We start from the raw sequence: 22,363 nt of genomic DNA, 5'->3' as shown, positions 1-22,363 counted from the left end.
ATAAACTTTAACATTAATTTAAAATGCGACCTGAATTTATTCATTTAAGAACTCAAAGCTCTTATTCTTTTCTAGAAAGTGCATTAACGATTGAGAAGGTAGTAGAACTTGCTTCATCGAATAAAATGCCTGCTATTTGTTTGGCAGATAAGGGAAATTTATTCGGCTCATTAGAGTTTGCATTATGTGCAGTAAAAAAAGGACTGCAGCCGATACACGGAGTTATTCTAAATATAAAATACGATATAGATATTTTTGCTCAAATTTTGCTTATAGCTAAAGATGAAACTGGTTATAAAAATTTACTCAAACTATCAAGCCTTACTTTTACTAAAAATGATCGTAAGATATGCGATCATATTAATTTTGAAGATTTAATCGAATATCAAGAAGGATTAATAGGATTATGCTGTTATACCGACGGTATTGTCGGAAAATGCTTGCTAGCTCGCAACGAGGAGCAAGCGATGCTGTTTGCACGTAAATTACAGGAAATTTTAGGAGATCGTTTTTACTTTGAGATTATGAGACATGAGCTACCGGAAGAACAGTTTATTGAGGATAGTTATATTAGAATTGCTGCCGAGCTTGCTATTCCGCTTGTTGCTACTAATAAAGTTTTGTTTAGTGAGAAAAGCATGCATGATGCACATGATGTATTGTTATGTATATCAGCCGGTGTTACTAAAGAATATCTGGATCGAAAAACAGTTAGCGAAAATTGTTATTTTAGATCACCGCATGAGATGATAGAGCTTTTTTCCGATTTACCTAGTGCCATCCAAAATACCGTGAATTTAAGAGAGCGTTGTTATTTTGCCGCACATGCAAACCCGCCGATGCTGCCTAATTTTGCCACCAAAGATATTAGTGAAACGGATTTAATTAAAAAAGATGCAAAAGAAGGGTTGCTTGCAAGGCTTGCTGCAAAATTTAAATCTGAAAATATTGCGTTAGAGAATCAAGAAGCATTGAAAACCGAATATTTTGCTCGTCTTAATTATGAGCTGGATATTATCTGTAATATGAATTTTGCCGGTTATTTTTTGATTGTATCGGATTTTATTAAATGGAGTAAAAAAGAGGGTATTTTAGTCGGACCGGGTAGAGGATCGGGAGCAGGCTCGGTTGTTGCTTGGAGCTTGCTTATTACTGATCTCGATCCGATTAAATTTGGCTTATTATTTGAAAGATTTTTAAATCCTGAACGTATTTCAATGCCTGATTTTGATATTGATTTTTGTCAGGAAAGGCGTGAGGAAGTAATTAATTACGTACGTTCCAAATACGGTAATAATAGAGTAGGACAGATTATAACTTTCGGTAAGATGCAGGCAAAGGCTGTAATTAAGGATGTCGCTCGTGTGCTTAGCTTACCTTATAAATTCGCTGATTATCTAACGGAGCTTGTCCCTTTTAGTGCAGTTAATCCAGTTAGCTTAGAACAGGCAATGCGTGAAGTTCCGGAGCTTGCAAATGCCGCTAAAGGTAATGGGTTGTATAATTTAGATGGTGAAGCGGAGTTAATTAAGTTAGTGATTGATACTTCGTTAATTCTTGAGGGGCTGCATAGGCATTCCTCAACTCATGCTGCAGGAATCGTAATAGCAGGTACTGATTTAGTCGATATAGTACCGGTATATAAAGATTCTAACTCCGATATGCTGGTAGTCGGTTATTCTATGAAATATTCCGAGATTGCCGGTTTAATTAAATTTGATTTTTTAGGGCTACAAACCCTAACGGTTATTACCGATTGTAAGAAACTGCTTAAAGAGCAAGGGATAGAAGTAGATTTTAACAATATGACGTTTGATGATAATAAGACTTATCAAATGTTGTGTAAAGGTAAAGGAGTAGGCGTTTTCCAATTTGAAAGTATCGGGATGAAAGATGCACTTAGACGCCTTAAACCTGATTCTATACATGATTTGATAGCTCTTGGTGCGTTATACCGTCCTGGTCCTATGGAAAATATTCCTACCTATATAGCTTGTAAGCATAAATTACAACAGCCTGATTATTTACATGAGCTATTGAAACCAATCTTAGAAGAAACTTACGGAGTGGTGATATATCAGGAGCAGGTACAAAGAATTGCTCAGGTTCTTGCAGGTTATACGCTAGGAGCTGCCGATTTACTTCGGAGAGCAATGGGTAAGAAGATAAAAAAAGAAATGGAGGAGCAGGAAGAAATTTTTGTTAAAGGAGCAATTGCTAATAATATTTCGGAATCTCAAGCTAAATCCATTTTTGCGACCGTGGCTAAATTTGCCGGATACGGTTTTAATAAGGCACATGCTGCGTCTTACGGTGTTATTTCATACCAAACTGCATATCTTAAAGCTAATTATCCTGCTGAATTTTTAGTAGCATGCTTAAATCTTGAATTGAATAATCACGATAAAATTAATTTATTTTTACAAGAAGCAAAAGATAACGGCATAAAAATTATTGCACCTAATATTAATATTTCTGAAGGGTATTTTAGTGTACAGTTTTCGGACACTGTCATCCCGCATAGCGTAAAGCCTGTCATACCGCGACTTGATCGTGGTATCCAGGAAATTTCAAAAGATACCGTGGTCAAGCCACGGTATAACATCGCGGGTGCAATAATCTTCGCCTTAGGTGCTATTAAGGGAGTTACGCCGAATTTCGGTAAGTTAGTAACGGATGAGCGAAAAGCAAGAGGGGCGTTTAAATCAATTACTGATTTTATTGAAAGATTACCCCCAAAATCTATTAACAGTAAATTATTGGAAAATTTAATCAAGTCAGGCTGTTTTGATGAGCTGCATGATAATCGATTGCAATTATTGTCAAGCGTTCCAAAATTGCTTTCTTATTCAACTGCATATCACGAAGAGCAGGAATCTAATCAATTTAGCTTAATTAAAGTTTCTAGTTTAAGTCCAACTATTTTAGTATCAAGCGATTATGCCGATAAAAATACTTTAGCCTTTTATGAATTTGAGGCTATGGGTTTATTTATCTCTAATCATCCTCTTACGGAATATCAAGAAATATTTAGTCGTTTAAATATTTTAAATACTGCGGATTTGCATAATAACTTACCTGATGGTACTAACCGAGTAAATCTTGCCGGTGTAATACAAAAAAAGGATTCCCGTATGTCGGCAAGAGGTAGGTTTGTGACGCTCGTGCTTTCCGATCCTGAGAATATCTTTGAACTTAGTATTTTTAGTGAGGAAGTTTTAAAAGATTATGTACATTTACTTGATGTTAAAAGTTTGGTAGTTGTTAATTGTGACATAGTTAAAGATGAGGGAGGAATAAAACTAACGGCAAAGAGCTTTTCATCAATTGAGGATGCAATTAATAATAAACAATTTGAACTACAGTTTTATCCACAAAATCATGAAGAATTACGGCAGATAGTAAACTTGCTTGCAGCTCGTATAAATAATGAAGATCAGAGTAATGCTAAAGCTACAATCTATTTACAAAGCGCAGATGTAAAGAATTTTGTAGCAAAAATTACATTACCTGAAAAATTCTTGCTCCAAGGGCAAGATTTTGAGATTTTAAAAGGATATAGTAAATAGCGTAGTTGTTGAGTGGTTCGGTTTTCCACTGTCATTCCCGCAAGGCATTGTTGTGTGGATATCGGGTCATCATTGTGAGCAGCCATAGGCTGCGTGGCAATCTCATGAAATAATAACAAACTTGAGATTGCGGACGTACAATTACTTCGTAATTTTCCTCGCAATGACGAAAAAACCGAGCCATGCAACAAAGCCAATGCCTCGCAGGAATGACATCGAAACCTTGAGTCAACTTTTTATAGACAATACCTGAATTGACAGTAAAATGAATCTATAATTGATATAATTGAGTAATATTCTTTGATGTTTTTTTACCGCTAAATACTGCATTATTATTTTTATTATCGCTAAGTTCCATATATTTTGTTAGTCGATGTTTGTCTGCTATTAACTTTGCTTCTTTTTCTAAATTGATATTTTGCTCAAGATTTGGGTCTTTAATTAATTCTTTAAAATAATTACTTATGGATTTTAATCCCAATTTTCTCGTTAATTTACTTAAATACTTATAAAATTGATTTTTGATAGTTTGTTTTTTAGGTTCTGAATTTTTATTGAATGTATTATCGGTTTTAACTTCTTATTTTTTATCTTCTAATACTCCTGTATTAATTGATCTTTTGGTGTTTGATTTAGTTTTGAATTATCTGCTCTTACCCCAGCACCGGCATTATATATATACGATAATTTTTTCCGTTTTCTTTAGAATATTTTATAACATTTGTATGTAATCCTGTATTAGTAGGAGCATTAGAATATGATAAATATGCTTCTCCGGTTTTTTGCAGTTTATCATATATTGCATCTGTAGTTTTTTCTAAAAATTTTTTTAACTGTTCTGCTGGTGGTAATTCAGTTGAGCTAGTTAATTTACATAAAAAGGATTGCTTATAAATCTCATCTAAGCCATCCATAAAATGGTCTAATTTTTTACCTGTATTTTCGTCAGGATTTAAAGCTTTATACGCTTAGCCGTTATAAAATGAACTGAGCCTAAATTATAATCTTTTGTGGATTTATCATAGTTACGGGCATCGTCAAGAATTTCGCAGTACTGAGTTGCTTTTGCTTCATACTCATATTTCCGTATGTTATTTAAGGCTTGAGTGATATTTTCATAATGTTCTTTCAGCTTATTTTGGTTATTCTTGTTTAGAGCAGTATTTGTAAGTTGATTATCATAATTTTCTAAGTTACCGAACTTTCTATCATTATTTACATTAACCATATTTTCAACTAATTGGTTAAGCAGAGATCAAAATAATCATGTATTATGAATAAATGTCAATAATTACTCACCTCAATATATCTACTTTATCTAATTGTTCCAATGTAAAATTTGCGTCTTCTCGGCCGAAATGACCGTAAGAAGCCGTTTTTTGATAACATGGAGTGCGAAGCTTAAGATGTTTAATAATTCTTCCTGGACGCATATCAAAATGCTGTGTTATGAGCTTAGTAATTTGTTCGTTGCTTAATGTGCTAGTACCGCAAGTTTCAGCATAAACAGATACGGGAGCAGCTACGCCTATTGTAGGATATTTGTATTTCACAGCGATCGGTAAGTCCTGCTCCTACTATATTCTTAGCAATATAGCGTGCCATGTAAGCAGCCGATCTATCTATTTTTGTTGGATCTTTTCCAGAAAAGCAACCGCCGCCGTGTCTTGCCATTCCTCCATAGCTGTCCACGATAAATTCCCTACAGGTTAAATCCGCAATCTGCAACGGGACCGCCTATAAAAACCGACCCGTCGGATTAATTAGGTATTTAGTGTCTTTATGCAGTAAATTGCTTGGTAATGCCTGTTTAATAATTTCTTCCATTACTGCTTCAATAAGGTCTTTTTGTTGTATTGCCGGATGATGCTGAGTTGATAAAACTACTGTATCAATGGCAATTGGTTTGTTATTTTCATATCGTAACGTGACTTGAGATTGTGCATCGGGTCTAAGCCAAGACACGATATTTTGTTTACGTAAATATACTTGCCTTGTCATTAATAAATGAGCGTAGTAAATCGGTGCGGGCATGAAACTATCCGTTTCATTACAGGCATAACCGAAAACCATACCTTGGTCTCTATTTCATCGTCATTTGCATTGTCAACACCCATAGCTATATCGGGTGATTGTTAATGATAGCTGAAATTACGACACAACAGCTACCGTCAAATCCATAATTTGGATTATTATAGCCGATTTCTTGTATCTTGCTACGTACTATTTGCTCAATATCTACATAGGTACTAGGCCGCTCACTAGAACTAGACCGGTGGTTACAAATGTTTCACAGGCAACACGACCGTTAGGGTCTTGTTTTAGCATCTCATCAAGTACTGTATCTGAAATTTGATCGGCAATTTTGTCCGGATGCCCTTCAGAAACTGACTCAGACGTAAATATAAAATTTTTCATACATTACGCTCCTTTTAAAATTCTTCAACTGTTATATTAATATATTTTTATATGCTTATTTTATCAAATATGTATTCTGTATTATATGTTGAAGTTATTTTGCTGGATTCCCGCTTTTGCGGGAATGACAGCAAGTCATGCAATAACACCGCCTTTAGCTAGGAATGATACACCTTCAATGAATTTCCATCCAGTTATTACCTGCTCTAATTTCGGTTATAATCGGTACATCCATATTAGTAGAATTTTCCATGATTTTTTTAATAATAGGTGTTATAATTTCTACTTCATCAATCGGTGCTTCAAATAGTAATTCATCATGAATTTGCAGTACTAATCTTGTTTTAAGTTTACGTTTTTCTATTTCTTGATCTAGATTGATCATAGCAATTTTAATTATATCGGCATTAGTTCCTTGAATCGGAGCATTAATAGCCGCACGTTCTGCGAATTGTTTAAGCTTTTTATCATGAATTAGAGGTACAAAACATTTTCTGCCAAAGCAATTTGTGACATAGCCGTTGCTACTTGCAAAAGCTTTTGTTTGCTCCATATATTCTTGTACTCCTTTATATTCAGCAAAATATTTCTTGATATATGCGGATGCTTCGCCGTTAGTAACGTTTAATTGCTTAGCAAGCCCAAAAGCACTTATACCGTAAATGATACCAAAATTTATAGCTTTTGCTTTACGCCTATGTTCGCTAGTTAGTTCGTGTTTTTGTAAGTTAAAGATCTGACAAGCAGTTTGAGTATGGATATCGTCTTTATTGATAAATGCTTGTTTTAGTGCATCTATATTTGCGATATGGCTTAATATTCTAAGCTCAATTTGAGAATAATCGGCAGATATTAATTTATAACCTTCTTCAGCAATAAAAGCTTGTCTGATTTGATTCCCCTCACTAGAGCGAATAGGTACATTTTGTAGATTAGGTTCCTGTGAGCTAATTCTTCCTGTAGTGGTAGAAGTTTGTAAAAATGTCGTATGTACTCTATGTGTTATATTATCTATCTGTTTCGGCAAACTATCGGTGTAGGTATTCTTTAATTTTGTTAGTTGCCTCCATCTTAATAACAAATCTGCAATATTATATCCATGCTCACTAAGTTTTTCTAGTATTTCCGCTCCCGTTGAGTAAGAGCTTGCTTTAGCTGAAGCTTTACCGAAAGGTAATTGCATTTTTTCGAATAAGATTTCGCCTAATTGTTTTGGCGAACCAATATTAAATTTGGTTCCGCTAAGAGCAAAAATTTCTTCTTCAAGTTTTAGAATTTCTGTTCCAAATTCAGCGGATAATTGTTTTAGGTAATTAGCATCTACTGTAATACCCACTTTCTCCATTTTATCTAAAATAAAACAAATAGGTAAATCAATGTTGCTATAAAGTCTAAAGGTTTTGTTGTCTTTAAGTTCCCATATAGTTTGCTTATAAAGTGTGATAAAGTTTATTACTATTTTTGCTGATTCGATAATTATATTTTCTATCCAAGTTTCTTTCAAAACTTCTTTAAATAAATTTTTCTGTGATAAACCGGCAGATAACGCATACTGCATTAATTCTAAATCTTCTATAGCCGTAATGTCATGAGATTGGTTTGCATAAAATTTAAGTAGAGGTTTAAGAGAGTAAGTAATTTTTTTTATGGATTTATCGGTTAGTAAATTGAAGATTATATCCGAAAACCAGTTGTTATTAGTTTTAGTATTATAAGAAAATAGATCATGAAAAGTGTTTGAAATTTTAATAATATAGCTTTGGTTTTGCAGTGATAAAATAAAAGCAAGATTAGCTCCTTTATGCTGTAATAAATATATCCCGAATATTCCTATTTTCGTGGCTTCTTTAGCAAAGTCTGCTAACTCATTAGCATTATTAATTTCTTTTATTTCCGTTACTTTATTATTTGCTATCTCTTTGTAGTCGTTAATTTTAATATCCAATAAATTTTCTACTCTTTTATATAAAGATCTAAAACCGTATTCCTGTAAAAATCCTGTTAATTTATCGCTATTTGGAGGTGACCATTCTAAATTATTTAGCTGAAAATCTAAATCAACATTAGAATTAAGCCCTATTAACTGCCATGAAATTAACGCCGTTTCTCTTGAATTTTGTAAAGTTTCACGTTGTTTTACGCTTGAGACTTGGTCTAAAGAGTTAAATATATTTTCTACAGAACCAAATTGTGTTATAAGACTACTTGCAGTTTTTGGTCCAATAGATGGTACACCCGGAATATTATCCGATCTATCGCCGATTAAAGCCATTACTTCACGTAATTTATCAGAAGTAGTGCCAAATTTTTTAACCACATCATCCTCCGTAATATATTTCCCTTTTAACGGATCATATATCTTGATGTTTTCAGTCATTAGCTGTAATAAATCTTTATCGGAAGAGATAATGACTACATGTTCGCCAAGTGCAGCAGTTTTAGTAGCAAAGGTTGCGATAATGTCATCGGCTTCATAACCGTTCTTCTCTAGAATAGGAAAATTTAAGTTACTTGCAACATCACGAACTAAAGGTAATTGTACAATTAAATCTTCAGGGGGTGGAGGGCGGTTAGCTTTATAGTCGGGATAAATCTGATGGCGAAAATTTTTCCCGCCGCTGTCAAATACTACAGCGACATGTTTAGGCTTAAAGTCGCTCAGTAATTTTAGCAGCATTGAAGTAAAACCGTAAAGAGCACCGACAGGCTCGCCTTTTGGTGAAGTTAAAGGCTGTTGTGCATAATAGGCTCTAAAAACAAATCCGTATCCGTCTATGAGTAATAAGGTATTTTTTTGAGTCATTTTATTATTTTATTTTTAATTAGATCGTAATTGCGAGGAAATTACGTAAGTAATTGACGAAGCAATCTCAGGAGTTTATTATTACCTCATGAGATTACCGTGCAGCCTACGGCTACTCGCAATGACGACTCAATATTCGTGCGGGCAATGACGTAGCAAAACCTCACAACCCCACTATATTTCTAGCAAAATCATGTTGGTTGAATATTTTTAAGTCCTCTATCTTCTCACCTATACCGATAAAGTATAAGGGTAAATTAAATTTTTGTACTACTCCGACAATTACGCCCGCTTTAGCACTGCCGTCTAGTTTAGTCACGATAAGCCCCGTCAAATTAGTAGCATCATTAAAATGTTCTACTTGGTTATAGGTATTTTGTCCGGTAATAGCATCAATGACTAAAACGCTATGAGTGGGGGCATTCTCGTCTAGTTTTTTTATAACTTTTACAATCTTAGACAGTTCATCCATCAAATTTTTCTTATTATGAAGCCTACCTGCTGTATCGATAAAAAGTATATCGATATTTTGTTTTATCGATTCTTCCATCCCGCGATAAGCAACACTTGCGGGGTCAGCCGATTCTTCACCGGTAATAAGTAGTGCATTTGCTCTATCTGCCCAAGTACTTAGCTGATTTACGGCAGCTGCTCTAAAAGTATCGCAGGCTGCAACTGCTACTTTTTTACCTTGTACCGAGTACATTGCAGCAAGCTTACCTATAGTCGTGGTTTTACCTGCTCCGTTAACACCGCAAACTAAAATTACGTTTAATTTATTTTCGCTTAAAGTAAAAGGAATTTCTGATTTTGATAGCTGCTGCTCTATTAATTTAGCAAGGGCTTCTTTTACTGTATCACTATCTATTTCTTTGTCAAATTTTACCTTTTTAAATTCTTCAATAATATTAGTTACTACCAAAACACTCATATCACTTGAGATAAGTAGCTCTTCTAGCGCTTCTAGAGTTTCTGCATCTAATTTTTTCTTGTAAAATATTTTGTCGATACCTTCCGATATTTTATTAGAAGTTTTAGATAAACTTTGTTTTAATTTACTAAATATCGAAATCATATTAGATAGTTTTTTGTTTTATGGGTGTTGGTGTTACGCCTGCATGAGTATCAAATCGTCATTGCGAGGAAATTACGTAAGTAATTGACGAAGCAATCTCAGGAGTTTGTTGTTATTTCATGAGATTGCCACGCAGCCTATGGCTCGCAATGACGATTAGGTATCTACACAGATAAGCCATCTTGCAATGATGACTAAGGTACTTATCTCTTTTTCTTATTTTTGCTTTTGTTTTTATTTCCGTCAATGGTTTTATTGAATCTACCTAAATTTTTAACAAATTTTTGTAGTCCGTTAAGTTCTGTTCCATATGTCCTAGTATATTCATGGACTATTTCTATATCTTGTCTATGAGAATCATCTATTACTACTACTTCCTGCATAAAATTATTAGCATCAAACGTAATTTTTACTATCTTCTGCTTTTCAATTTTTGGATTGAGCCAAGCTCTTTGAGACATAACTCTTTCAACATAATACCAGGTATTTTGGGAATATTCCGGTACTATAGTAGGCGTACCTATTAACTCTACGACTTCTGTTTTATTTAGTTTTTTAGACTCTAATTTTACAAGTGCCGAATCATCTATAGAGTGCCCTCTATTTTCGATAGTTTTGCAGCCGCTTAAGGAAAAAAAGGCTAATATACTAAAAATGTATGTTATAAAAATTTTCATAAGTTTAATTTTATCTAGATTTTATTACAAGATTATAATATACTGCTTCACTAATTTGACAAATACTTTTTAATTTATATTTAGAGAGGCTAATAATGGCAGTTCCAAAGAAAAAAACATCAAAATCAAGACGTAATATGAGACGTTCGCACTTAGCACTTGGCAAAGTTAACGTAATAGTTGATTCGCAAACCGGTGAATATAAGCTTCCGCATCACGTTTCTTTAGTCGACGGTACTTATAATAATCGTCTAGTAGTAACAAAGAAAATTAAAACTGAAGAAGAAGTAGCCTAAAAGATTTATGACCTGTAAAATTATTGGTTGCGGCGGGTATCTTCCTTCAAAAATAGTTAGTAATGATGAGCTTGCAAAATTCGTAGATACTAACGATGAATGGATTAGAACAAGAACAGGTATTACGCAGCGTCATATAGCAGGTGATACAGAATATACTTCCCATCTTGCTTTAAAATCAGCTGAAAAAGCTATAGCAGATGCAGGGATATCGGTAAATGATATTGATTTAATTATTACATGTACTACTACTCCCGATAATAGCTTCCCTTCGGTTGCCTCTAAGCTTCAAGGTTATCTTGGTTTAACTAATATACCGTCTTTTGATTTACAAGCAGTATGTGCCGGCTTTGTTTATGGTTTACAAGTAGCAAATTCTCTTATCTCATCAGATAAATATAAAACTATTTTGCTTATAGGAGCCGAGAAAATGACGTCGTTATTAGATTGGAATGATAGGACTACTTGCGTTTTATTCGGTGATGGGGCCGGTAGCGTAATATTACAGCGTAGTAGTGATGATTCCGGTTTAATAGATAGTAATATCTTCTCAAGCGGTGCTGATTATGATGAAATATTATACACAAACGGTGGTGTAAGTATGAACGGTATTAGTGGCAAAATAGTTATGCAGGGGCAAAAATTATTTCGTCATGCAATAGAAAAAATGCAACAATCTATAAAAGATTTACTGCATGCTAATCAATTCAGTGTAAGCGATATTGATTATTTTATACCTCATCAAGCAAATATCCGTATTATAAATAAACTCGCTGAACTATTAAATATAGAAGAGCATAAAGTAGTGAAAACCGTAGACAAACATGCTAACTGCTCTGCTGCTTCTATTCCGCTTGCTTTGAGTACTCTCAAAGCATCAGGCAAAATAAAAAAAGGTGATATTCTACTATTTTCAGCTATCGGTGCAGGTCTTACTTGGGGCAGTGCATTCATTAGATGGTGAATATACTCGTTTTATTAGACATCTTCGGAAACTCTACTACTAGAGGTAATGTGTACGTTGATCCTGTACTCGAATCCTCACGTACCTCTATGTACGCTGCGGTTCTGCGTGCCGTGTCTCCTTCAAATTCCTCTCTATAAGCGAGTTTCTGAAGATGTCTATTTGAAAAATTGGCAACACTACTTATTTGTTTATAATTCTCACATATTATATATACGCTGCGGTTATAAGCTTCAAAATCGATTCCTCTTTTCCTCATTAAACTGCATCTATCTATTTATCCAAAGTATATACTTGTATTAAATGATATTTTTACCACATTTATACATGAGTAATTGCATTTTATAATATTTTAGCCTTTAAACTAATAAAATAATGATATATACTAACTCACATAGCTTTTGGTTAGTTTAGTTTTATGACTAGCTAAAATGAATTCAATATTAATAAATTATAATCTCAAGGAGTTTAATTATGAAAACAAAAATTACATTAGCTTTTCTTGCATTATGTGTGCTTGCAGGGTGTAATACAACAAAAAGAGCACCGCAATTTGACGGTAATATGAACCAAAGTGAAGAAACTTCATTAATGAAAGATTTCGAGAAGCATGCAGGAAATGCAGTATGGTTTGCTTTTGATAGCTCTGATTTATCACCAAAGGCTAAAGAAGAACTAGAGAGACAAGCTTGCTGGTTATCAAAGCATCCTGAAGTAAAAGTTACTGTTGAAGGACATTGCGATGAAAGAGGTACCAAAGAATATAACTTAGGTTTAGGTGAAAGAAGAGCAGCAGCAGCGAAAAAATTCTTAGCTCATAAAGGAATCGATCATAACAGATTAAATACAATCTCTTATGGTAAAGATAGACCTGCTATGATGGGTAATACTGAAGAAGCTTTTGCCTATAATCGTAGAGCTGTAACAGTTGTACACCACTAAAATTATTTACTAATTATAGTATCCTAAAAGGTCGAGTTTACTACTCGGCCTTTTTTTTATTTATAACTTGATGTTATTATTGCGAAACGTTGATGCGTGGATACCAAACCGTCATTGCAAGCCATAGGCTGTGTGGCAATCTCATGAAATAAAAACAAACTCCTGAGATTGCTTTGTCAATTACTTTGTAATTCCTCACAATGATGAAAACACTGAATCATATTGCCCTGTTTTTTAGGCGATACCTCAAAAATATAAAAATTTTACTAGACTTAACTGCATAATAATTATATAAATTTCAAATGAAAAGGGGCTGTAGCTCAGTTGGTTAGAGCACGCCGCTCATAACGGTGTGGTCGTAGGTTCAAGTCCTACCAGCCCCACCACACAAATTCTTATTTAAATTCGCATTAGCACTGAATTTATAATGATTAATCTAAAAACACTTTCTTGGTATCTTACTAAATTATATTCTAAGTGTTTCTTTATTATATTATTTCTTTTAATCGGGCTATTAATTATCTCAAATGTTTTTGATCTTTTACAAAAATTCAAAAATATTTATGTTCCTTTTAGTTTTGTTTTGAGACTTATCTTATATAAGATTCCTTATTTACTAGGTCAAGTATCTTCATTAATTAGTTTTACCGCTATGTTATTTTTTCTTAGAAATCTAACAAAAAATAATGAATTAACGGCTATGTTATCTAGCGGTATTCATATTTGGCAAGTGCTTGTTATTCCATGTATTGTAACTTTAATGTTAGGTATAGTTTTTACGACTATATTGAATCCTATCAGTACTATAGGCTTACAAAAATATGAGTTATTAGAAGCAAAACTAACTAAAAAAGCCTTGAGTGAGGGTATAATATCTAAATCAGGCTTATTATTTTTTGAATCTTTAAATGATGAAACTCAAATTATCCAAACACAATTTATTAATGTTGCCGAGAAAAAATTAAATAATATTACAATTTTATTTGTTGATCATAATAATTCTTTTTTAAAGAGAATTGATGCATTATACGGTATTATTGAAAATAAAATGTTACATTTAAATAGAGTTAAGGTTTTCACAACAGAAGAAACTAAGGCTTACAATAATTTAACTATGCAGACAAATTTATCAATTAATAGTTTAGTAAATAAATTTATTCGTCCTGAAATGGTTTCTATTTGGGCTTTACCTAAATTAATTAATGAATTATTAAATTCAGGTTTACCGGCTATTAATTATCAAATTTATTATTACAAGCAATTATTTAAACCTATAATGATGGTGGCAACCGTAATTTTAGCAAGTTGTTTTATTAGTCTTAAACAGCGTGATAATTCCCAAGAAAAAATACTGCTATTAGGTTTATTTTCAGGTTTTATAGCATATTCGTTATCAGAAATATTATTAAAAATACTTACTTATAATAATTTGTCTTTAATTGCTGCTATTTTATTACCTAGTATGCTAATATTTTTTATTAGTAACTTTATTATGTTACATTATAAAGAAATTTAATATAGACGAAGTTTAATTTGAAAAATTGGCATTGTCGCTTCTCATTGTTGATCCTCACTTAGTATTCTACGCTGCGGTCAAAAATTCCGAGGCTTCTTGCTCTTTTCCAAATTAAACTTAGTCTATATTAAATTTTTATTTACTATGGGACTGTTTATTTTGTTAACAGTTCTATAGAAGTGTTTTTAGAATTTAGAGAGAAAAAATAAAATGATAATGAAATTTTTGGAAGGGTTTTCTTCCGGTATGGCCATAGATCTTGGTACGGCAAATACTATTGTCTATCAAAAAAATTGTGGAATTGTTCTAAGGGAACCTTCTGTTATTGCGTTAATAAAAAAAGACGGTGCTTTTGTGCCTTATGCTTATGGTCATGAAGCAAAAATGATGCTTGGGCGTACTCCTACGGATATTGAAGCAAAAAGACCTTTAAAAGATGGTGTTATTGCCGATTTTAAGGGTGCAGAGGAAATGATAAAGTATTTTATTAGAATGGTACATAATCGTCGCTCTTTTTTTGGGCCGACAATTGTTATTTGTGTGCCTTCCGGTTCTACGCCGGTTGAGCGTCGTGCTATCCAAGAAGCAGCAGAAAGTGCAGGGGGTAGGGATGTCTATTTAATTGAAGAACCTATGGCGGCAGCGATCGGGGCAGGGCTACCCGTAACGGAAGCAACCGGTTCAATGATTGTTGATATTGGAGGAGGCACTACCGAAGTTGCAGTTTTGTCACTAGGGGGCATAGTATATGCAAGGTCGGTAAGAGTCGGCGGTGATAAGATGGATGAAGCTATTATCTCATATATAAGAAGGCACTATAACCTATTGATAGGTGAGGCTACTGCCGAAAAGATAAAGCAAGAAATAGGTACGGCTTATGTAGATGAAAACGCTGAGCCGAGAAAGATGGAAATTAAAGGACGTGATTTAATTTACGGTATTCCTAAAGAAATGATATTGAACGAAAGACAAATTGCTGATAGTCTAATTGAACCGGTAAGTCAAATTGTTGAAGCGGTAAAAGTAGCACTAGAAGCAACACCTCCTGAATTATCTTCAGATATAGTTGATAAGGGAATTGTTTTAACAGGCGGCGGCTCATTATTACGAAATCTTGATTTTGTTCTTAGTGAAGCCACTAAATTGCCAGTAATAGTTGCAGATGATGCCCTCTCTTGTGTGGCACTTGGAACAGGAAAAGTACTTGAAGATTTTACAAAGCTAAAACATGTACTATTTAAACAGGATTAAAAATGGCAATACTTGCAAATAGAGTAAAAAATTCTTCAAATTCATTAGAATTAATAAGAATAATATCAAATACTCTTAAGCGTTTTTTTGTTATATTTGGGCTTGGATTGTCTGTATATTTATTTTTTGCTACACCTAAAAAAATATCTAGTATATCACTTGAAGTAACCGGTAGTATAGTATCAATCGGTTTAGCAGTGTATGAAGATATATTTGAATATATAAATTCAATAACACAAAAATTTGTTTATTTTCAAGATTTAGAACGAAAAAATATAGAACTTAAACTTGAGATAGCAAGATTACAACATTTACAAAGTGAAGTAGAATTGGTAAGAGCCGAAAACATTGCATTAAAAGATTTGTTAACGATTGCTGAGGAAGAAGAATTTGAATATATTACTACTAAATTACTGAGTGTTTCCTTTAATCCCTTTTCTAGAACTGCTTTGATTTCTGCAGGTAAAAAGCAAGGCATTGAACCTGATCAAATCGTTGTTAATGCAGGAAAATTAGTAGGAAAAGTAATAGAAGTGAGTAATAATTATGCGAAAGTAATGTTAATTAGCGATGTTAATTCTAGAATACCTATTAAAGCTAATTCTTCAAGAGAACAAGGTATTTTAGCAGGTAATAATAATAATAGTAAAATTTTATACTTGCCTAACAATCATTTAGTACAGCAAGATGAGGAGATAGTAACCTCTGGATACGGTAATATTTATCCTGCAGGTATTTTAGTGGGCTATGTGTCTAAAGTGACAGAACATGATGTTATGGTAAACGTAGCAGCTGATCTATCTAAAACGGAATTTGTACAAGTATTATTGCCTAAGGAGTAATTTCTGTTTTGTTTGTACTCTATGTCATTACCGCGTAGGCATTGTTGCATAGATCGGTACAATCCCCGGTGTGTCACCCCGTGGCTTGACCACGGGGGGCCAAATAACAATAAAAAATACTAGCAACAAAGTTTTCCCGTGTAGGTGGGGATTCAGCAAAATAACTTCAATATTGCTACAGAAGTTATATATTTGATAAAATAACCATATAAAAACTTGTTTTTATATGGTTTTACTAGGTTTTTGCCTACGCGGGAATGACATTGAGTAGGCTTTTCGATCCATGTAACAAGGCTGGTAATACTCGACACACTTTGTATATATCTATCCTTTATTTATTCAGAGGTTATTAATATGGCACTTGCTACTAAAGTAAAAGAATTTTTAGAAGAAAAATTAAAACAAGAAAAGATAGATCGTAAATATCTTGCCGAAGTCACTAATATCCCTTATACTACTGTTAGCAGAATTATGAGAGCGGAAGCTAATCGTGAATTCAACCCTGAAATAGATACTATTTTAAAAATAGCAAAATATTTTAATTGTACTATGGATGAGGTAATAAAAAGAAAAGTACAGAATAATTCATAAAGCTTGATACAAGCGAATTTTGCATGACTCGCCTGTACTCACGCACGTAGTTTACCTACTGCTTTTCGCAGGTTTGCATTTAAATTCATCTTGTCTAAATCTTTCTGAAATATGCTGTACCTACGAAATAAAACATAAAATATGACAACAAAAAATAAAAGGGTTCTTCAGAAATGCGCTTATAGAGAGGAATTTAAAGGAGACATGGAACGTAGCACCGCAGCGATGTCTAAATTACCTCTAGAAGTAGAACTTTCGAGGAACTCTAAAGGACTGATTATAATTTTATCTTCCCCTTCAGGTACAGGTAAGTCGAGTTTAGCTAAAGCATTATTGAAAATAGATAATAATTTGCGTTTATCTATTTCGGCAACTACAAGAAAACCACGTTTAGGAGAAGTAGAGGGCATAAACTATTACTTTAAGACCGGTCTAGAGTTTGAAGAATTAGTTAAGCAGAATAAATTCCTTGAATATGCTAAAATATACGATAATTATTACGGTACGCCTAAAGAATATGTCGAAATGTTATTAAATCAAGGCTTGGATGTTTTGTTTGATATTGATTGGCAAGGAGCACGGAGTATTAAGAAAAATGCTACTAATGTTGTTGCTATATTTGTATTGCCTCCTAATATTGAAGTATTGGAACAACGCTTAAGAAATAGAGCGACCGATAATGAAGAAGCAATAAAATTACGTATGCAGTCGGCACAAAACGAAATATCACATGCTAATGAGTATGATTATGTAGTTACTAACGATGACTTTGACCGGACGCTTAAAAAAATACATGCGATTATAGTTGCAGCACGAGACAAAGCGTTTTGACTTTGTCGTTTTTTCTTTCTATACTGAGCATTAGACGTTATGTTTCTAATTTTCATAGTACTAATTTAAATGTTTAGACAACAATTCCTTTCATCAATAATAAAACATTTTAAAACTCATAAAGTTTGTGCCTTGTTAGGACCAAGGCAGTGCGGAAAAACTACACTTTCTAAACAATTCGTAGAAGCTTATAATATTCCTAAAATCAATATTTTTGATCTTGAAAATCCTTTAGATTTAGCAAGATTAAATGAACCGATGCTTGCTTTGTCTGATCTAAAAGGATTTGTTATTATTGATGAAATTCAGTATAAACCGAATCTATTCCCTATTTTAAGAGTTCTTGTTGATACAACTGATATTAAATTTTTAGTACTAGGCAGTGCATCAAGAGACTTAATTAAACAAGGTTCTGAAACACTAGCAGGTAGAATAGGTTATATTGAAATGACACCGTTTACCTTATCTGAAGTGTCAGGTACTCAGCAATTATGGATACGCGGCGGATTTCCTTTATCATATCTTGCAGATGATGAAGAGTTAAGTGCTTTATGGCGTCAGAATTACATTAAAACATTTTTAGAAAGAGATATACCAAATTTAGGTTTTACAATTCCGTCTCTGCAGTTACGTAGGTTTTGGTTAATGCTTTGCCATTATCACGCTAATATATTGAATGCTTCAGAACTTGGAAATTCTTTATCTATCTCATATCATACCGCAAAGCATTATTTAGATATTTTAGAGGGAACTTTTATGATCCGTATTTTGCAGCCTTGGTATGAAAACCTTAAAAAAAGACAAGTTAAGACTCCAAAAATCTTTTTTAGAGATAGTGGAATATATCACGCTTTATTAGGCTTAAATAATTATGAAGCTTTAAGCACCCATCCTAAAATAGGTGCATCATGGGAAGGATTTGCCTTAGAACAAATTGTTAGATATTATAAAGCCGAACCCGAAGAATGTTATTTTTGGTCATCTCATAATGGAGCGGAAATAGATCTTTTAATTTTTAAAAATGGGAAACGTTTGGGGTTTGAAATTAAATATACAAATACACCGAGCATTACAAAATCAATGCAAATATCTTTAGAAGATTTAAAACTTGATCAAATTAATGTAATATTTCCAGGTGAGATTAGCTTTAAATTGTCAGAAAAAATACAGGCAATAGGTCTTTCGAGCTTAATTCAAAATGATACAAAAGCTGCAACTATATAGTTACAGCTTTTAGAATGTTATATTATTTCACATACGCCTTTAGAAGCTTTACCGGCAAGTTTGATATCTTTGGAAGCATTATCCACACAATTACCTAAATCTTGATTATATTGATGGACTTGACTACTCGCTTGCATAGCTTCTTTAAATATTGCGTTATGTTTTTGCTGTTGTTCTTCAAATTGTACTTTTGCAGCTTCTAAAGCTGCTTTTTTTTGTTCAGGAGTTAAATGTTTAAATTTAGACATAATAATTACTAATTTAGTTAAATTCCCCTCGTTTTATTATTTGTAACTTTAATATTAGGAGTACGAGTAGGAGATAAACTCCCAGTATTAGTATCTTTTACTTGTGTTTGTTCTCTGATTTTTTAGCTAAAGATTTAGTTTTATCCACGTTAATTTTATTTAGTACTTTATTATGATGCTCTATATCTTTTACAACGCCGTCTGTCTTAATTGCTTTATGCTGATGTTTTAGAACTAAATATTTTTCATATGCATCTAAATATTTTTCTGGTTCTTTTTTATAACGCGCTTTAATATCACTTCCTAATTTCTTTATTTTATCTTTATTTATGTTGTGTTCTTTTTCATGTTTAATAATTTCTTGATCTAATATTTTTTTACTATTTTCAATCTTCTCTACATATGCCTTATGTATTTTTAACATTTCTTGGTGAAATTCTAATTCTCCTTTTAATTCGTTAACTTTTTTTGGTGCTAAGCCTTTTTCTTGTAATTGTTGTGATAAATTCGTTATTGTTTTATTTAATTCATTTAATTCTGTATGTGCTTGTTTGTGTTCTTCAGTTATTTTTTTATGGTTTTTATGTAATACTTTATACGCTTGATTTAGTTTAAATATTTCTTCATGAGTTAATATTTCACGATTTAACTCTTCATGATCAATAATGTTTTCCTTTTCTAGTTTATTTATTATCTTATCTAAACGCTTATTACTTTCTTCAATTCTTTTAGAATCTTTAGTAATATTTCTTATAAATTCATTATGCAAATTATTAAGTGCAGCAACTCTTTGTGCGATTTCTTTTTCTTCTTCGGCAAGTTTTCTTGCTCTTTGTGATTTTAGAAATTCTTCTTCTTGAACCCTAGCTTTCTCAATAGATTGTTCTACTTCATAGTGCTTGAGCTTAGTTTCAGCAGTCTCTTTTAGATTGGATATGTCAAAATTCAAGCCATATGAAGCTGCTTCGCTTTGTAAACTACTCAATTCTCCTAGAATTATTTCTATTTGAGAGCGAGAATAAGCATTGTTAAGATGCTCTTTTAAATTATCGAATTTATATTTTAATGTAGCTGTTATATCAGACATGCTCATCATCTTTAATATTAACGCTAAAAAACGTTAACAAAAGTTAATAATTAAGTCAAGAAAATTTTAATAAAAATTAATCTTATATTTCTAGCCATTGATTTAATAACTCGTCTAGTTTGTTTTGATCATTAATTAGTTGGCTAGTAATGCGGTTATATTTTTGAGGATTATCTAAATATAGATTAACGTCTTCAAGTTCTTTTTCTAAGTGTTTGATGGATATTTCTAGCTTTTCAATATAGTTGGGCAATGTTTCAAGCAAACGCTGATATTTATAAGATAGCTTTTTATTTAGAGGTTCTTTGTGAGCAGTTAGTGGTAGTGGTTTTGAAGCTTTTTTGGCTATAGGAGAGGTAGTAAAATACTGCTTATAATCTTCATAACCTCCTGTTAAATCATGAATTTTACTTTGAGCGAAAACTAAAGTTCTAGTAACTAACCTATCTAAAAAGTCACGATCATGGCTCACGACTATTAAAGTACCTGAATAATCTGTAAGTATATCTAGTAAAATTTCCAGACTATCCATATCGAGGTCATTAGTCGGTTCATCTAAAATTAACAGATTGCCAGGGTTCATTAGAATTTTTGCAAGTAATAATCTATTAGCTTCACCGCCTGATAAAATAGCGGTTTTTGCATTAAGTAGTTTAGGATTAAACATGAATTGTTTTAAATAACCGGCAACATGCATGGTTTTACCGTGTGGCAAAAATACTTGATCACCGCCTGTAGGACATAAAGTTTGTTGTAATGTATGATTAGGCTCTAGTTTTTCTCTATGTTGATCAAAATATGAAATATCTAAATTACCGCCATATATAATTTTGCCGCTTTCAGGGGTAAGCTGTTTTGTTAGTAGTTTGATAAAGGTAGATTTGCCTGAGCCATTTGCACCGATTATACCAATTTTCTCGCCGTTTTTTACACGAAAGCTAAAATTATCAATAATTTTAGTATTTTTATAACTAAAAGTAATATTATCTGCTTCAATAATGAATTTACTTTTAGCTATATTTTCGGCAAGCTCTGCCCTAACTCTTTGTGTTGAACTAGCTAGTTTTGCAGTCTGTTCTTGTGTTATTGCTCTTAAAGCTTTCAAATCCGCAAGTCTCTTTTGATTTCGTTTACGTCTAGCAGTAACACCGGCATTTAACCATTCATTTTCTTGAGATAATTTTTTATTTAATTTCCGAAGAGCGGCTTCTTCTTGGTCTATGATAATTGTTTGCCATTCATCAAAAAATTTAAATCCTTTATCGGATGTACGTAAAATTCCTCTATCAAGCCACCAAATTTTATTAGTAACATTTGAGAGGAATGTTCTATCATGACTAACGCAAATAATAGCACCGTTATAAGATTTAACAAATTCTTCTAACCATTCGATTGTTGCAATATCTAGATGGTTAGTTGGTTCATCAAGTAGTAATATTTCCGGCTCTAATATTAAAGCTTTAGCAAGGCTTGCTCTGCTCAGTTGACCGCCTGAATAGGTGGATAAATTATCTGTTCCGTTGATTTGTAATTTTTCTAGAATTATATCGATTTGGTATTTATCTATTTCTTTTGTACTATCTGTTTGTTGTAAGACAAAATCATAAACAGTTAGATGAGTTTTTATAGAAATATCTTGTCTTAAATAACCGGTTGTAACTAAAGGATCTTGAAATAATGCACCGTTATCTAACTCATAATCACCTGATATGACTTTCATTAAGCTTGATTTCCCGCAGCCGTTACGTCCTATAAGACAAATCTTATCACCTGTGTACAAATAAAGCTCTAAATCAGATAAAATTACTTTATCCGCAAAACTTAAGTTACCGTCTTTAATGTAATAAATTGGGGTCATAGTTGATTATTGGCTAGTTTTTATGTCATTCCTGCGAAAGCAGGAATCTAGAAAAATAACCTTAATATTGGTACAAAATTACATATTTGATAGAATAAACATATAAAAATAAGTTTTTATATGTTTTACTGGATTCCTGCTTTCGCAGGAATGACTTTAAGTTAAAGGTTG

Annotated in this window: 19 protein-coding genes, 1 tRNA gene and 2 pseudogenes; 11 read left to right on the top strand and 11 right to left on the bottom strand. The window is 32.7% G+C overall.

All coding sequences use genetic code 11. From position 1 onward, the window contains the following. The first annotated feature begins 23 nt into the window (after window positions 1-23). The gene (gene dnaE, locus RSA_RS05985; RefSeq protein ID WP_014365023.1) at window positions 24-3,569 is read left to right on the top strand and encodes a DNA polymerase III subunit alpha; all 3,546 of its coding nucleotides are present in this window, start codon (window positions 24-26) and stop codon (window positions 3,567-3,569) included. Between the two features lie 271 nt (window positions 3,570-3,840). Here the strand turns inward: dnaE and RSA_RS05980 are convergent, their stop codons facing one another. The 7 genes and pseudogenes from RSA_RS05980 to RSA_RS05940 all read right to left on the bottom strand — a co-directional run bounded on the left by RSA_RS05980 (window position 3,841) and on the right by RSA_RS05940 (window position 10,542). After that, the gene (locus RSA_RS05980; protein WP_014365022.1) at window positions 3,841-4,050 is read right to left on the bottom strand and encodes a hypothetical protein; all 210 of its coding nucleotides are present in this window, start codon (window positions 4,048-4,050) and stop codon (window positions 3,841-3,843) included. 172 nt (window positions 4,051-4,222) lie between these two features. Further along, window positions 4,223-4,483 carry a hypothetical protein gene (locus RSA_RS05975; RefSeq protein WP_014365021.1) on the bottom strand — a complete coding sequence of 87 codons (261 nt, stop codon included), beginning with the start codon at window positions 4,481-4,483 and terminating at the stop codon, window positions 4,223-4,225. A 38-nt stretch (window positions 4,484-4,521) separates the two neighbouring features. After that, window positions 4,522-4,797: a hypothetical protein gene (locus RSA_RS05970; RefSeq protein ID WP_014363280.1), complete on the bottom strand. Its 276-nt coding sequence runs from the start codon at window positions 4,795-4,797 to the stop codon at window positions 4,522-4,524. Between the two features lie 67 nt (window positions 4,798-4,864). Next, window positions 4,865-5,987: pseudogene (metK, locus tag RSA_RS08655) on the bottom strand (methionine adenosyltransferase). 175 nt (window positions 5,988-6,162) lie between these two features. Then, window positions 6,163-8,790, bottom strand: a complete 2,628-nt coding sequence (polA, locus tag RSA_RS05950) for a DNA polymerase I (protein ID WP_014365018.1) — start codon at window positions 8,788-8,790, stop codon at window positions 6,163-6,165. A gap of 163 nt (window positions 8,791-8,953) precedes the next feature. Continuing rightward, complete coding sequence (ftsY, locus tag RSA_RS05945; protein ID WP_014365017.1) at window positions 8,954-9,865, bottom strand: signal recognition particle-docking protein FtsY; 912 nt, start codon at window positions 9,863-9,865, stop codon at window positions 8,954-8,956. A 203-nt stretch (window positions 9,866-10,068) separates the two neighbouring features. Continuing rightward, window positions 10,069-10,542, bottom strand: coding sequence for an outer membrane protein assembly factor BamE (locus RSA_RS05940; RefSeq protein WP_014365016.1), 474 nt, complete (start codon window positions 10,540-10,542; stop codon window positions 10,069-10,071). Between the two features lie 95 nt (window positions 10,543-10,637). Here RSA_RS05940 and rpmF point away from each other — a divergent pair, with 95 nt between their 5' ends. Both rpmF and RSA_RS05930 read left to right on the top strand, forming a co-directional pair. Beyond that, window positions 10,638-10,838 carry a 50S ribosomal protein L32 gene (gene rpmF, locus RSA_RS05935; protein ID WP_004997395.1) on the top strand — a complete coding sequence of 67 codons (201 nt, stop codon included), beginning with the start codon at window positions 10,638-10,640 and terminating at the stop codon, window positions 10,836-10,838. A 7-nt stretch (window positions 10,839-10,845) separates the two neighbouring features. Then, window positions 10,846-11,802 carry a beta-ketoacyl-ACP synthase III gene (locus RSA_RS05930; protein WP_010977768.1) on the top strand — a complete coding sequence of 319 codons (957 nt, stop codon included), beginning with the start codon at window positions 10,846-10,848 and terminating at the stop codon, window positions 11,800-11,802. On the opposite strand, the gene RSA_RS05925 is transcribed toward RSA_RS05930, so the two are convergent. Continuing rightward, window positions 11,792-12,061, bottom strand: coding sequence for a palindromic element RPE1 domain-containing protein (locus RSA_RS05925; protein ID WP_014365015.1), 270 nt, complete (start codon window positions 12,059-12,061; stop codon window positions 11,792-11,794). The genes RSA_RS05930 and RSA_RS05925 overlap by 11 nt on opposite strands. 215 nt (window positions 12,062-12,276) lie before the next feature. On the opposite strand from RSA_RS05925, the gene pal reads away from it, so the two are divergent. From pal to RSA_RS05885, 8 genes are all read left to right on the top strand, one after another. Further along, complete coding sequence (gene pal / locus RSA_RS05920) at window positions 12,277-12,744, top strand: peptidoglycan-associated lipoprotein Pal (protein WP_014365014.1); 468 nt, start codon at window positions 12,277-12,279, stop codon at window positions 12,742-12,744. 309 nt (window positions 12,745-13,053) lie between these two features. Next, a tRNA-Ile gene (locus RSA_RS05915) sits at window positions 13,054-13,130 on the top strand. A gap of 41 nt (window positions 13,131-13,171) precedes the next feature. Continuing rightward, window positions 13,172-14,260: an LptF/LptG family permease gene (locus RSA_RS05910; protein WP_014365013.1), complete on the top strand. Its 1,089-nt coding sequence runs from the start codon at window positions 13,172-13,174 to the stop codon at window positions 14,258-14,260. 210 nt (window positions 14,261-14,470) lie between these two features. Beyond that, on the top strand, window positions 14,471-15,511 hold the full coding sequence (locus tag RSA_RS05905) for a rod shape-determining protein (protein WP_010977764.1): 1,041 nt from the start codon (window positions 14,471-14,473) through the stop codon (window positions 15,509-15,511). A 2-nt stretch (window positions 15,512-15,513) separates the two neighbouring features. After that, a complete protein-coding gene (gene mreC / locus RSA_RS05900) occupies window positions 15,514-16,353 on the top strand; it encodes a rod shape-determining protein MreC (protein ID WP_012151309.1) in 840 nt (279 codons plus the stop codon). Between the two features lie 354 nt (window positions 16,354-16,707). Next, on the top strand, window positions 16,708-16,944 hold the full coding sequence (locus RSA_RS05895) for a helix-turn-helix domain-containing protein (protein WP_004997409.1): 237 nt from the start codon (window positions 16,708-16,710) through the stop codon (window positions 16,942-16,944). 141 nt (window positions 16,945-17,085) lie between these two features. Continuing rightward, window positions 17,086-17,775 carry a guanylate kinase gene (gene gmk, locus RSA_RS05890; RefSeq protein ID WP_014365012.1) on the top strand — a complete coding sequence of 230 codons (690 nt, stop codon included), beginning with the start codon at window positions 17,086-17,088 and terminating at the stop codon, window positions 17,773-17,775. Between the two features lie 69 nt (window positions 17,776-17,844). Beyond that, window positions 17,845-18,999 carry an ATP-binding protein gene (locus tag RSA_RS05885; protein WP_014365011.1) on the top strand — a complete coding sequence of 385 codons (1,155 nt, stop codon included), beginning with the start codon at window positions 17,845-17,847 and terminating at the stop codon, window positions 18,997-18,999. Window positions 19,000-19,016: 17 nt separating this feature from the next. Here the strand turns inward: RSA_RS05885 and RSA_RS05880 are convergent, their stop codons facing one another. The 3 genes and pseudogenes from RSA_RS05880 to RSA_RS05870 all read right to left on the bottom strand — a co-directional run bounded on the left by RSA_RS05880 (window position 19,017) and on the right by RSA_RS05870 (window position 22,192). Continuing rightward, on the bottom strand, window positions 19,017-19,247 hold the full coding sequence (locus RSA_RS05880) for a hypothetical protein (RefSeq protein ID WP_014365010.1): 231 nt from the start codon (window positions 19,245-19,247) through the stop codon (window positions 19,017-19,019). A gap of 17 nt (window positions 19,248-19,264) precedes the next feature. Further along, window positions 19,265-20,334, bottom strand: a pseudogene (locus RSA_RS05875) (hypothetical protein). An 82-nt stretch (window positions 20,335-20,416) separates the two neighbouring features. After that, window positions 20,417-22,192: an ABC-F family ATP-binding cassette domain-containing protein gene (locus tag RSA_RS05870; RefSeq protein ID WP_014365008.1), complete on the bottom strand. Its 1,776-nt coding sequence runs from the start codon at window positions 22,190-22,192 to the stop codon at window positions 20,417-20,419. Between the last annotated feature and the right edge of the window lie 171 nt (window positions 22,193-22,363).

Source organism: Rickettsia philipii str. 364D (assembly GCF_000283995.1).
GTDB lineage: Bacteria > Pseudomonadota > Alphaproteobacteria > Rickettsiales > Rickettsiaceae > Rickettsia > Rickettsia rickettsii.
The sequence above is the reverse complement of the archived record's forward strand: the minus strand, read 5'-3'. Positions and strand labels throughout refer to the sequence as shown.

What these genes read in the sequence shown, in the direction of transcription:
- dnaE (WP_014365023.1), top strand. Translation starts at nt 24, where the DNA reads ATGCGACCTGAATTTATTCATTTAAGAACTCAAAGCTCTTATTCTTTT.
- RSA_RS05975 (WP_014365021.1), bottom strand. Translation starts at nt 4,483, where the DNA reads ATGGATGGCTTAGATGAGATTTATAAGCAATCCTTTTTATGTAAATTA.
- RSA_RS05970 (WP_014363280.1), bottom strand. Translation starts at nt 4,797, where the DNA reads ATGGTTAATGTAAATAATGATAGAAAGTTCGGTAACTTAGAAAATTAT.
- polA (WP_014365018.1), bottom strand. Translation starts at nt 8,790, where the DNA reads ATGACTCAAAAAAATACCTTATTACTCATAGACGGATACGGATTTGTT.
- ftsY (WP_014365017.1), bottom strand. Translation starts at nt 9,865, where the DNA reads ATGATTTCGATATTTAGTAAATTAAAACAAAGTTTATCTAAAACTTCT.
- RSA_RS05940 (WP_014365016.1), bottom strand. Translation starts at nt 10,542, where the DNA reads ATGAAAATTTTTATAACATACATTTTTAGTATATTAGCCTTTTTTTCC.
- rpmF (WP_004997395.1), top strand. Translation starts at nt 10,638, where the DNA reads ATGGCAGTTCCAAAGAAAAAAACATCAAAATCAAGACGTAATATGAGA.
- RSA_RS05930 (WP_010977768.1), top strand. Translation starts at nt 10,846, where the DNA reads ATGACCTGTAAAATTATTGGTTGCGGCGGGTATCTTCCTTCAAAAATA.
- RSA_RS05925 (WP_014365015.1), bottom strand. Translation starts at nt 12,061, where the DNA reads ATGAGGAAAAGAGGAATCGATTTTGAAGCTTATAACCGCAGCGTATAT.
- pal (WP_014365014.1), top strand. Translation starts at nt 12,277, where the DNA reads ATGAAAACAAAAATTACATTAGCTTTTCTTGCATTATGTGTGCTTGCA.
- RSA_RS05910 (WP_014365013.1), top strand. Translation starts at nt 13,172, where the DNA reads ATGATTAATCTAAAAACACTTTCTTGGTATCTTACTAAATTATATTCT.
- RSA_RS05905 (WP_010977764.1), top strand. Translation starts at nt 14,471, where the DNA reads ATGATAATGAAATTTTTGGAAGGGTTTTCTTCCGGTATGGCCATAGAT.
- mreC (WP_012151309.1), top strand. Translation starts at nt 15,514, where the DNA reads ATGGCAATACTTGCAAATAGAGTAAAAAATTCTTCAAATTCATTAGAA.
- RSA_RS05895 (WP_004997409.1), top strand. Translation starts at nt 16,708, where the DNA reads ATGGCACTTGCTACTAAAGTAAAAGAATTTTTAGAAGAAAAATTAAAA.
- gmk (WP_014365012.1), top strand. Translation starts at nt 17,086, where the DNA reads ATGACAACAAAAAATAAAAGGGTTCTTCAGAAATGCGCTTATAGAGAG.
- RSA_RS05885 (WP_014365011.1), top strand. Translation starts at nt 17,845, where the DNA reads ATGTTTAGACAACAATTCCTTTCATCAATAATAAAACATTTTAAAACT.
- RSA_RS05880 (WP_014365010.1), bottom strand. Translation starts at nt 19,247, where the DNA reads ATGTCTAAATTTAAACATTTAACTCCTGAACAAAAAAAAGCAGCTTTA.
- RSA_RS05870 (WP_014365008.1), bottom strand. Translation starts at nt 22,192, where the DNA reads ATGACCCCAATTTATTACATTAAAGACGGTAACTTAAGTTTTGCGGAT.